This is a genomic window from Luteibacter sp. P4_D7_3, from assembly GCF_056401735.1.
The window spans coordinates 1-12,084 of record NZ_JBFUIT010000106.1 but is presented as its reverse complement, the minus strand read 5'-3'; the positions used below and the strand labels follow the sequence as shown (position 1 = coordinate 12,084).

The following is a 12,084-nucleotide window of genomic DNA, read 5'->3' as shown; positions in this document are numbered from 1 at the left end:
CCCACAACCTCATGGCCGAAGGTCCGTTCCCGGAGCACTACGAGCCATTCGAGTCGCCTTCGGAAAACGTGCTGCATCCGAAGGTGCCCAACAACCCGGTGGCCCGTGTCTTCGCGGACGATCGTGCGTCGTTCGGGCACCGGCGGGACTTCCCGTATGTCGCGACGACCTACCGCCTCACCGAGCACTTCCATTTCTGGACCAAGCACGCGCTGATCAACGCGATCCTCCAACCGGAGGAATTCATCGAGATCGGCGAAGTGCTGGCGAAGGAAAAAGGCATCGCGCAGGGCGGCTGGGTGAAGGTCTCGTCCAAGCGTGGCGAAGTGATCTGCAAGGCGTATGTCACCAAGCGCATCAAGCCGATGACGGTCGATGGCAAGTCGACGCATGTGATCGGCGTGCCCTTGCACTGGGGCTTCACCGGACAGGCCAGGAAGGGCTACGGCGCCAACACGCTGACCCCGTCGGTGGGTGACGCCAATACACAGACGCCCGAGTTCAAGGCGTTCCTGGTCAATATCGAACGCACCGCCGCTCCGGCCACCTGAGGCGAACGTCATGTCTGATCTGCAATCGCAAGACTACGTACGCCGCTCCGCCACGACGATGACGCCGCCCGCGGCGCGCAGTCATGAGGACCAGGTGGCCAAGCTCATCGACGTGAGCCGCTGCATCGGCTGCAAGGCCTGCCAGTCCGCCTGCATGGAGTGGAACGACCTGCGTCCGGAGATCGGTCACTTCGAAGGCTCCTACGAGAATCCCATGGACCTGGGGCCGAGCGTCTGGACGCTGATGAAGTTTGCCGAGTACGAGAACGAACAAGGCAACCTCGAGTGGCTGATCCGTAAGGACGGCTGCATGCACTGCGAAGATCCGGGTTGCCTGAAGGCATGCCCTGCCCCGGGCGCGATCGTCCAGTACGCCAACGGCATCGTCGACTTCATCAGCGACAAATGCATCGGCTGCGGCTATTGCGTGAAGGGGTGTCCGTTCGACATTCCCCGCATCAGCAAGACGGATCACAAGTCGTATAAGTGCACGCTGTGTTCCGATCGCGTTTCCGTGGGCCTGGAACCCGCCTGCGTAAAGGCCTGTCCCACCGGCGCGATCATGTTCGGCTCCAAGACTGACATGACGAACTGGGCCGGCGAACGCATCGAGGACCTCAAGTCACGCGGGTTCGAGAAAGCCGGGCTCTACGATCCGCCGGAAGTCGGTGGAACGCATGTCATGTACGTTCTGCATCACGCGGACAAGCCATCGCTGTATTCGGGCTTGCCCGACAAACCGCGCATCAGCCCGGTCGTCGAAGTGTGGAAGGGCATTCTCAAACCGCTGGCGGTGATCGGCATCGCGATGGCCGCCGTGGGTGCCTTCTTCCACTGGACCACCATCGGCCCGAACGAAGTCACCGATGAAGACGAGGCCGAAGCCGCCCGCGTGCTGCGTGAAAAAGAGGAGGAGTCGACATGACCCGCCCGGCGAATGCCATCACCCGCTATACCACCTTGAACCGCGTCAACCACTGGATCAACGCGGGCCTGTTCATCCTGTTGGTGCTGTCCGGCCTGTCGATGTTCCACCCGATCCTGTTCTTCCTGTCCGGGCTGTTCGGCGGAGGCCAGTGGGCACGCGCCGCCCACCCCTGGTTTGGCGTGCTTCTGGTGATCAGCTGGATCGGCATGATCATCCAGTTCTGGCGCGCAAACCTGCCTTCCAAAGACGATATCGCCTGGTCGAAAGCGATTGTCCACGTCGTCGCCAATGACGACGAGCATGTACCGCCTATCGGCCGCAACAACAGTGGCCAGAAGCTGGTGTTCTGGTCGATGACACTGCTTATCCCCGTACTGTTCGTCACCGGGTTGCTGATATGGGAAGTGTATTTCGGCGAGGCCACCTCGATCCCGGTGCAGCGCGTGGCCGTACTCATCCATAGCCTGGCCGCGATTTCCGCCATCCTTGTCTGGGTCGTCCATGTCTACGCGGCCATCTGGATCCGCGATTCCGTGCGCAGCATGACCCAGGGTTACGTCACGCCGGGCTGGGCGTGGCACCATCATCGCAAGTGGTTCTACCAGTTGGCGGCAAGCCGTCGTGTCAGCAAGACCACGCCCAGGAAGAATCCGTGAAGCAAGCCGAGGCACCACCCGACGCGTCCTGGAGCGGTCCCTCTCACCCCGGGGTCAAGTCTCCCTCACCCATCGTGATGCCGGACCCGGCGCGGCGCTTCGCCGCCACAGCGGCAAGGCTGGACCACCTTGCCACCGGCCATCCCATGGAGCCCTGGCTGCGCTTCCTGGCTCGCGTTGCCCGTGCCCAACACAGGGTGTCGACCACGCTCGCACCCGCCGGCATGGTCGATCCGCAAGCCGTCGCCCGCGCCACCGAGGCGCGCATGCCGCCGTTGGCTGCCGATGGCCACCACCGCGACGCCTCCTGGCGCGAAGGCCTCACATCCGTGCTCGATCATGTCCAGCATCCCGACGCCGACCTCCCTCCGGCCACCCTCGACGCCATTGACACCCTGCGCCATACCGACATCGCCGCACTCGAAGGACACGCCAACAACTTCCTCCGCGGGCACGTTCCCCCGGCGGATATCGGTGCAGCCGTCTTCATCGCCGCCGCGCTGCAGGTTTACTTCACCGGCTCCGCGGCCCGTCTCGACGCCGCCGACCTCCGGCTGCTCGAGCAACGATCCCTCTGTCCCTGCTGCGGCTCGCCTTCGGTATCCGGTGTCATCACCGCCACCGGCTTGATTCCGGGCACCCGGTACCTCTATTGCTCGATGTGCTCCACCGCCTGGAACCACACCCGCACCGTGTGCGTTACGTGCGGAGGCACCCGCAAGCTGACCCAGGAGGGCATCGAGGGCGATGCCGGCCTGGTCAAGCTCGAAACCTGTGCCGAGTGTCACACCTATAGCAAGCTGCTCTACCAGGTGCGCGACACCCAGGTGGACCCCTATGCCGATGACCTCGCCTCGCTCGGCCTGGAACTGATGGTCAGCGAGGAAGGTTTTGCCCGCCATGCCCCGAACCCGCTGCTGCTGACGGGAGACAGCGAGGAAGATATCGGGTAGATAATCGTGTCCATGGCCGAGCCCGACACGAATGCCCTTCGCCGCCTTCCCGCCGTCGCCACTGTGCTGGCGACCGAAGGGGCCGCCTTGCTGCTGGATCGTCACGGGCGGGTAGCCGCTACCGACGCGATTCGCCGCGTGATCGACGACGTACGGGCCGCGTTGCGCACCTCGCCCGGCGTAGCGCCGGATGCCGACGAAGTCGTCAAGCGCGCCGCAAACCTGTTGGACGCCCGGCCCGCTGGTCTGCGACCGGTGTTCAACCTCACCGGAACCGTGCTGCACACCAACCTCGGCCGCGCCGTCTTAGCCGATAGCGCCATCGAGGCAGCCGTGGCATCGATGGGTCACCCCGTGGCGCTCGAATACGATCTCGCCACCGGATCACGGGGCGAACGTGACGACCACGTCCGCCGCCTCCTGCGTGAACTGACCGGCGCCGAAGACGCCACGGTGGTCAACAACAACGCCGCGGCCGTGCTGCTCTGCCTCAACACCTTCGCCCTGCGCCGCGAGGCGGTCATCTCGCGCGGCGAGCTCATCGAGATCGGCGGCGCGTTCCGCATGCCCGACATCATGCTGCGCGCCGGCGCCGACATGGTCGAAGTCGGTACGACCAACCGCACCCATGCCACCGATTATCGCAACGCGATCAACGAGCGCACCGGTCTGGTGATGAAGGTGCACACGTCGAACTACCGTATCCAGGGTTTCGTCGCGGAGGTCGCGGCGCCCGAGCTCGCCGCCATCGCCGATGCGGCCGGTGTGCCGTTGCTAAACGACCTGGGTTCGGGAAGCCTCGTCGATCTCGCACGCTACGGGCTGGCAAAGGAGCCGACCGTGCGGGAGGCCGTCGAGGAAGGGGCGCGCCTGGTCACTTTTTCCGGCGACAAGTTGTTGGGCGGACCGCAGGCCGGCTTCATCGTCGGCGATCGCGCGCTGATCGCCGAGATCAATCGCAACCCCCTCAAGCGCGCGCTCCGTGTGGACAAACTTCGCCTGGCAGCGATCGAAGCCACGCTCGCGCTTTATCGCGACCCGGATCGCCTCGCCGAACGTTTGCCGACGTTGCGCTTCCTCTCCCGGGCGCACGCGGACATCGAAGCGCAGGCACATCGCCTGCAACCAGCGGTGGCGCAGCATCTCGACGAAGCCTTCGTCGTCGATGTCGCCGACTGCCAGAGCCAGATCGGATCCGGCGCGCTGCCGCTGGACACACTTCGCAGCGCCGCGCTGCGTATTCGTTCGCGCGGCAGCCAGGATGCACTGGAGCAACTGACAGCGGCGCTACGCGCGCTTTCGTATCCGGTGATCGGACGTGTTTCCGAAGGCGCCCTGCTGCTGGATCTTCGTTGCCTGCAGGAAAGCGACGAGGCCGCCTTACTTGCGATCCTGGGCGAGCTGGACACCGCGGGGCTGGCCGCACACCGGCCGTGATCGTCGGCACGGCAGGCCACGTCGATCATGGGAAGACATCGCTGGTCAGGGCTCTCACCGGTGTCGATGGCGATCGCCTGAAAGAAGAAAAAGCCCGCGGGATCACCATCGACCTCGGCTTCGCTTACCTGCCCCTGCCCGATGGCCAGACGCTGGGCTTCATCGATGTGCCCGGACACGAGCGTTTCGTGCACACCATGGTCGCCGGTGCCGCCGGCATCGACATCGCACTGCTCGTGGTGGCGGCCGACGATGGCGTGATGCCACAAACGCGGGAGCACCTGGCGATTCTCGACCTGCTCGGCACACGTCGCGCGCTGATCGCCCTGACCAAGGCCGACCTGGCGACACCGGAACGTCTCACCGAGGTCTGCGCGCAGATTCATGAAGCGACGAAGGAGACCTCACTGGCCGGCGCGGCGATTCTGCCTGTCTCGTCCGCCACCGGCGAGGGCATCGATGCGCTACGCGAGCGACTGGTCGCCGAAGCACGTGCACTTGACGAACGCGGTCATGACGGTCGGTTCCGTCTTGCGGTCGATCGCGTCTTCACCCTCCCCGGGATCGGCCTGATCGTGACCGGCACGGTGCTTTCCGGTGTCGTGCACGCGAAGGACACCGTATGTCTCAGTCCATCGGGATTAACGGCGCGCGTCCGCTCACTTCACGCGCAGAACCGGCCCGTCGAGACCGGTCGCGCGGGTGACCGCTGTGCCCTCAACCTCGCTGGGGAAGATATCGGTAAGGACGCGATCCATCGGGGCGACATGGTGCTCGATCCCTTCCTCCACGCACCGACCGATCGCATCGACGCGCGACTGCACCTGCTGCCTTCAGAACCCCGGGCCGTCGAACCCTGGCTTGCCGTACGGCTGCACCATGGCGCCGTGGAGGTCGGCGCCCGCGTCGTGCCACTCGAGGGTCAGCAACTGCGTCCGGGACAGACGGCGGACGTGCAACTGGTACTGGATCGGCCCATCGCCGCCGCCTCGCAGGATCGCTTCGTGCTGCGCGACGTCTCCGCGCGACGCACGATGGGCGGCGGACAGTTCATCGACCTGCGCGCCCCGGAGCGCCATCGCCGCACGCCGGCACGCGTGGCCGAGCGCGCCGCACTGGGCTTCGACGATCCGCAACGGAGCCTTGCCGCCTTGCTCGACATGCCATCGTTGTCGTGGGACCTCGGCGCCTTTGCGCGTGACCGGGCCCTCTCCGCGGCGTTAGTGGAGGGGATCGTCCGCGAACTCTCACCATTGGTGTTCGATACGGCCGACGAACGTATCGCGATCGGTCATGCCTCATGGCAACACTTTGTCGCCGCCTTGATCGACCGTCTCGACGTGTTCCACGCGGCTAACCCGGACCTTCAGGGCATGGCGCGCGAGAAGCTCCGCAAGGCGGTAAAGCCGGAACTTCCACCCGCTGCGTTCACCATGGCCTTGCAGCATCCCGACCTCGCGGAGCGCGTCGCTCGCGACGGCGCCTTCGTGCGTCTTGCCGGCCACCTGATGCGCTTGAGTCCGACGCAGGAGGCACTATGGACCTCGGTCGCGCCCCTGCTGGCTGGCGAGGCACGCTTCCGTCCGCCCCGCGTGCGCGACATCGCCGGTGTGCTCTCGTATCCCGAGGCGGACATCCGGCACCTGTTCCATCGGGTGGCGCGGATGGGACGCGTGGATGAGGTCAGTCACGATCATTTTTTCCTGCGTACAACCGTCCACGAGATGGTACAGATAGCGGCCGATATCGAGGCCCATGCAGCGGATGGCTGGGTGACGGCCGCGCAGTTCCGCGACCGGCTCGACGGCGGCCGCAAGGTGGCGATCCTCGTGCTGGAGTTCTTCGACCGGCACGGTGTTACGCTCAGGCGCGGCACGTTACGGCGAATCCAGCCGCGGTACCTGGACCTGTTCGCGCCAGATACGTAAGGTGCTGCAACGTGGAAGAGCATCGTCCCCGGTGGGGCGTCCGGACTTCAAATCCGGGTGAGGCAGCCAGTCTGTCTTGGGTGGGTTCGACTCCCATGCTCTTCCGCCATTTCATTGGTTCCAAGATTCAGGGTAAAGGTTGCATCGATTTTCGCTCTTCCATCGCAAGATAAAATGTCACGGAAAATTCATTAGCTAGCGTTCTGCCGAAGGAATAGATTCGCCGCCACGCATGATCGTGCGGGGTACAGGGACAGGGAATGAACTTCGGGCATCTCGGCGCGAACGCCGTTCGCGCTTTCTTCCGTAGAACGATTTCACTCCGTGGCGGCGCAATCGCCATGGCACTACTGCTATCGACCACCACGGTTAGCGCGCAGACGATGGTCGCGCCCCAGGATGAGTATAAAAAGCTCATCAAGGTCGACGATACACTGCAACCTCTAGGCGAGAATCCGTTCGGCGAGCGCGTCAGCCTATACGACGGCAGCCTGTCATTCGAGCAGGTCGATGTGTCTGTGCCAGGCACCGGACCGACGATCACCATAGGCCGCCAGTTCTCGATACCCAGTGTCGAGGACCGCCCGGATCTGAAGAACCTAGCGTTCGGCGACTGGGACATTGATCTTCCTGAAATCGAGACGACTACGGCGGACCAGAACAACGTCACCGGTTGGCTGGTCAATACGGCTGCCCGCAAGGATATCTGCAGCGGATTCCGCGAGCCCCCGACCGTTGCTCCCCCAGCGGGGGACTCGGCACGCACCGACTGGGATCCCGAAGCCTGGTGGCACGGCTATCAATTGAAGATTCCGGGGCAAGGAAGCCAGGAACTCTTGCTTCGTGACGATAACAACGCGGCAGCTCCGAGCTCCGACTTCTTCCCGGTGAACTCGCCACTCATAAATATTACGACCACTCACAACTGGTCGGTCGGCTGTGTGCAGCACGCCAGCACCGATTCTTCGCTGCAGAGCTTCATGGCCATCGCACCGGATGGAACGAGGTACACGCTAGACCACCTTGCGTACCGTTACATGCCGACGATTCACCGCCCCTTGTTCTCACCGCCTAGCCAGGCGCTCAAGCGCGACGCCATCGCAACACCAGAGGTGGGTGGCGACGATCTCCTCCTTCGCCGCGAGGGCCACATGCTGGTCACGCGCGTACAGGATCGCTTTGGCAACTTCATCTCTTATACCTACAGCGGTGATCTCGTCACCGCGATCGACGGCAGTGACGGACGCCATGTAGCGATCTCGTACGTGGCCGGCACGCCGCGCATTTCGACGGTTACCGTTGTCGGAAATGCAGCTGGTTCGCGAACCTGGAGCTATGGGTATACGCAAGTCGGCTCGCTAGCGCAGCTGACGTCGATCGTACAGCCTGACGGTTCGACGTGGTCTTTCGATATGACCGGTCTCAACCAGGCGTGGAACAACGGTAACCCGGGGCCCGGTAGTTGCGATGCAATCGGTTCGCCGCCCGCCAGTGCGACGCACACGGGACGCATCACCCATCCTTCGGGCCTGAGCGGAGCGTTCACCGTTACCGCTGTCAAGCGCGGGCGTTCTTTCACACCCCGCGAATGCGTGATCCCTTCAGGCCAGCCGAACGACCCGACAACGCCAGATACCTACGCGACGCTTCCGGACGCCTGGTACAACATGTCGATCATCCAGCGACAGTTTACCGGCACGGGCATCGGCACGCAGACGTGGAGCTACGCCTACTCGCCGTCAAACGAAAGCTGGTTGCAGAACTGCGCGGCGGGCTGCCCTTCGACCGTGTGGACCAAAACCATCTATCCCGATGGCCACGCAGAGCGCAGCACATTCAGTAATCGCTACGACTACAGCGAGGGAATGCTCGTCGACGAAGAAATCTTCGACGGGGATGCGGACGTAACCGCATTGCGCAGGTCCACCGTCTTTGGCTACGTCAATCCAAATCCTTCGGTTGACGGACGCGCGGCGTCCTATCCCCACCCGTGGGGAACCTCGATGTTCCAGCGCGTGAACATCGCGCAGGTGCAGGAAAAGATTCCCACAGCATCCCGCGAGGTGATCCAGGACACGRATCACTWCCTGTGGACCGCCCTTGTCTACGACTCCCTGGCCCAACCCACGACGGTGCAGCGTAATAGCAGCTTTGGCTACAGCGTCCAGGAACGCACGACTTACCTGAACGATTTTCCTCACTGGGTGCTCGGTCTACCCACCACGAGCGAAAACCTGACCACTGGGGAGACTGTCAGCCAGAACGTCTACAACCCGACGGACCAGACCTTGCTAGAACGCGACAGCTTCGGCCGCAAGGTCATGAGTTACGCATTCAATCCGCAGGGGCAGCTGGCTAGCTTCACCGACGGCAACAACCATACTACCGCCCTGCAGAACTACTACCGCGGCATTCCGCGCTCCATTCTTTATCCCGACAACACCGCGCAGTCACTTGTGGTCGACGACCTGGGCCAGATCACCGCGATCGCAAACCAGAAGGGCGACGTTACCAGCTACGGCTATGACGCAATCGGCCGTCTCTCCACTGTCGTCTATCCCGGCGGTGACTCGGTCGCATGGAATGCGCAGCACATCGTGTACGAACTCATGCCTCCGGCCGACCGCAACATCGGCGGCGTGCACTGGCGCAGGACGGCCACCCAGGGCAACAGTGTCGACCAGCTCTACTACGACGCCATGCTCAGGCCGATCGTCCACGACTCTCACCCTGCCGATAACAGCATCTACTACAGCATGCGTACGGACTATGACTGGAGGGGAAATCAGTCGTTCCAGTCATACTGGTATACCGGCGCTCCGTTTCTGGCCAACATGGGCAATGGCCTGCTCACCTTCCGTGACGTGCTGAACCGACCGAACGGGACGCGGCATACGTCCGAGCTCGGTGACCTGATCACGACCACCACCTACCTTGGTGGCAACCGCACCCAGGTAAAGGACCAAAAGGGCAATATCACCACGTATGCCTACCAGATGTTCGACGAGCCAGCCTACAACAAGCCCGTACTCGTCGAGGCACCGGAGAACGTGCTCCAGACGATCTTCCGCGATACCTACGGGAACCCCGTGTCCATCACCCAAAGTGGGGGCGGCCAGTCGATCACCAAGACCATGACGTACGACGGCGAGCATCGTCTCTGCCGCACGTGGGAGCCGGAATCCGGCAGCGAGATCATGGCCTACGACAACGCCGACAATCTAGCCTGGAGCGTGTCCGGGGCGTCGTTCAATAGCGCAGGGTGTGGGCAGGACCAGGTGGTGGAAGGCACCAAGACCGTGCGTGCCTACGACGCCATGAACCGCGTCACCTCGGTCATTTATCCGACCGGCACACAGCCCAGCACCTTCACCTACGATGCGCTGGGCAACGTGGCGACCAGCACGTCGGGTGCGGTCGGCTGGACCTTCGGACGCAACAGGCGAGGCCTGCTCACCAGCGAAACCCTCTCGGTCGATGGCCACAACTGGACGCTGGCTTACGGCTACGATGCTAACGGGGCCCAAAGCGCGACCACCTATCCCGATGGAGAATTCGTCCCCTATAACCCCGACGCGATCGGTCGTCCCACGATCGTCGGAAGCTATGTGTCGAACCTGTCGCTCTTCAGGGATGGGACGATCCAGTTCTACCTGATGGGCAGCGGTGCGACCTATGTCGGCACCAAGAACCTGCGCGACACGTTCGGCAATTTCGCATTCAGGCAGAGCGGTACGACACCCGTCATTTCCGAGAATATCGCGTACGACGCCAACGGCAACGTCACACAGCTTACCGACATCGCGACGAACAATCAGCGCACCAGGTCCATGGCGTACGACGGCATGGATCGCCTCGTTACGGCCGCGGCGGGCAATCTGTGGGGGACTGAGTCGTATACCTACGACACGCTCAACAACCTTCGAAGCCTGACAAACAGTTCGGGAACCAACACGTACAACTACGACGGTTTTAACCTGCTTACCTCGATCACCAACAACGGCGTGCCTCAGCATACCTTCCGCTATGACGCACGTGGCAATACGGTCGCCAAGGACGCGCAGATCCTCAACTTCGACCTGGCGAACCAGCTGACTTCGATCGACGGCAAAGGCACGTATACCTACGATGCCGCCGGTCGTCGTGTAAAGAAGATGACGCCAGCTGGCACGACGTACTACGCGTACAGCAGCAGCGGTCAACTGATGTGGGACTTCGATGCCGCAACGGGGAACGGCACCGACTACATCTATCTCGCCGGAAAGCTCATAGCTGGCCACCGGCCGGCAGCTGCGGGTGGAATCTCTTACTACTATACGAACCTGCAAGGATCGGTACTCGCTACAACCGACGTATTGGGCAATTCCCGTTCGTCCAACGACTATCGCCCTTACGGCGAGAGCGCTCTTGGCATACCCGTTGCCGGCCCTGGATTCACGGGCCACGTCAATGATAGTGACGTTGACCTGGTGTATATGCAGGCGCGCTATTACGATCCGAGTGTGGGGCGGTTCATGAGTATCGATCCGGTCACTCCAGCTGCTGGAAATCGGGCGAATTTCAATCGTTTCGCCTATGCTAGTAATAACCCTGTCAAGAACACCGATCCGAATGGACAAGCCTCGGTCGGAGAGAACATCGATGAAAATGCTCAGGCCGCCGCAAACGCAGGCGATAACGTAGCGACATTTGGTTGGGCCTTTGCTGGTGCGGCGTGGAATCTTCTTGGCGCCGAGTCGGTAAGTCAGGTAGCTGACAAGGGGACGGCAGCTGGCACTGAAAACATGGTGATGGCCGCAGTTTCTATCGTCTCTTTGGGCAAAGGTGAGGAAGCAGCCACAATTGGTAAGGATGCCCTGCAGGGCGTCGAAAACATCGCAAAAGACGTTGCTTCGACGTCTAAAGCCTTCAGCAAGGAAAAGCAAGCCTTAGTCGATATGGCTAAGTCAGATAAGAGAACCGGAATCACGTCTGGTGACATGCAGGCTTATAAAGATCTAAACAAAGAATTGCCGGACCCATTTCCTACGAACAAAGTACGTGGGCCCGAATCACACGATTCCGGCGCCCCTACTTCTCAGCAGCCCCATGGTCACGTTGGGCCAGTTGATCACATTCCAATTAAGGACCCACCACAATAATGACTAAAATTTTAGATTGGTTAGTAAAGGCGTGCGATGAACTAGGGCTCGGCATCGACGCCGGATATGTGATTGTTTTAGGAAACGGCCACCAGATAGGGACTGTTGCGAGAATCCGTGATCTGGGGGCAAAAAATGGAATGCTGATAATTTCCCAATATTCACAGGTGAAGCAATATCAGGATGAAGTAAAGCAACTGGGATATGCATTTTCGGTCTTGGATGAACCTTCCCCACAAGAGAGCTATGACCATGAATCCTTCATCGAGATGTTTCATGACTGGGGGTGGGCAGGAGCTGAAGCTAAGCGGCCCGATTGGTTTGGCTGCTGATAGCCCCGACGTCCCCCCAGATTTGAGTAGCGGTCGGGTTTCGACTCCCATGCTCTGCCGCCACCTCAGCTCACGTCGATACCCGGGCTTCCCTCGACCACGGTGCCGACGATGCTTGCGCGCGGATAGCCGGCGTCCTCGATCAGCATGCGTACGGC

General features: G+C 62.0%; 8 protein-coding genes and 1 tRNA gene. All 9 read left to right on the top strand.

Translation table 11 applies throughout. The features are described 5' to 3' along the window. Positions 1 to 551, top strand: a 551-nt coding sequence (locus tag AC1DSN_RS11430; RefSeq protein ID WP_477330746.1) for a molybdopterin dinucleotide binding domain-containing protein, incomplete at its 5' end; no start/stop codon positions are given. Between the two features lie 10 nt (positions 552 to 561). Further along, complete coding sequence (fdxH, locus tag AC1DSN_RS11425; protein ID WP_063570793.1) at positions 562 to 1,476, top strand: formate dehydrogenase subunit beta; 915 nt, start codon at positions 562 to 564, stop codon at positions 1,474 to 1,476. Continuing rightward, positions 1,473 to 2,135: a formate dehydrogenase subunit gamma gene (locus tag AC1DSN_RS11420; protein WP_213947576.1), complete on the top strand. Its 663-nt coding sequence runs from the start codon at positions 1,473 to 1,475 to the stop codon at positions 2,133 to 2,135. Before fdxH ends, AC1DSN_RS11420 begins: the two co-directional genes overlap by 4 nt. Further along, complete coding sequence (gene fdhE, locus AC1DSN_RS11415; protein WP_477330743.1) at positions 2,132 to 3,088, top strand: formate dehydrogenase accessory protein FdhE; 957 nt, start codon at positions 2,132 to 2,134, stop codon at positions 3,086 to 3,088. Before AC1DSN_RS11420 ends, fdhE begins: the two co-directional genes overlap by 4 nt. A gap of 12 nt (positions 3,089 to 3,100) precedes the next feature. After that, positions 3,101 to 4,525 (top strand): L-seryl-tRNA(Sec) selenium transferase, encoded by a 1,425-nt coding sequence (gene selA, locus AC1DSN_RS11410; RefSeq protein ID WP_477330748.1) that lies wholly within the window; start codon positions 3,101 to 3,103, stop codon positions 4,523 to 4,525. Beyond that, positions 4,522 to 6,453: a selenocysteine-specific translation elongation factor gene (selB, locus tag AC1DSN_RS11405; protein ID WP_477296948.1), complete on the top strand. Its 1,932-nt coding sequence runs from the start codon at positions 4,522 to 4,524 to the stop codon at positions 6,451 to 6,453. Before selA ends, selB begins: the two co-directional genes overlap by 4 nt. Positions 6,454 to 6,466: 13 nt before the next feature. Further along, a tRNA-Sec gene (locus AC1DSN_RS11400) sits at positions 6,467 to 6,562 on the top strand. Positions 6,563 to 6,713: 151 nt separating this feature from the next. Then, positions 6,714 to 11,594, top strand: a complete 4,881-nt coding sequence (locus AC1DSN_RS11395; RefSeq protein WP_477330742.1) for an RHS repeat domain-containing protein — start codon at positions 6,714 to 6,716, stop codon at positions 11,592 to 11,594. Continuing rightward, the gene (locus AC1DSN_RS11390; protein WP_477296522.1) at positions 11,594 to 11,926 is read left to right on the top strand and encodes a hypothetical protein; all 333 of its coding nucleotides are present in this window, start codon (positions 11,594 to 11,596) and stop codon (positions 11,924 to 11,926) included. Before AC1DSN_RS11395 ends, AC1DSN_RS11390 begins: the two co-directional genes overlap by 1 nt. Positions 11,927 to 12,084 lie beyond the last annotated feature (158 nt).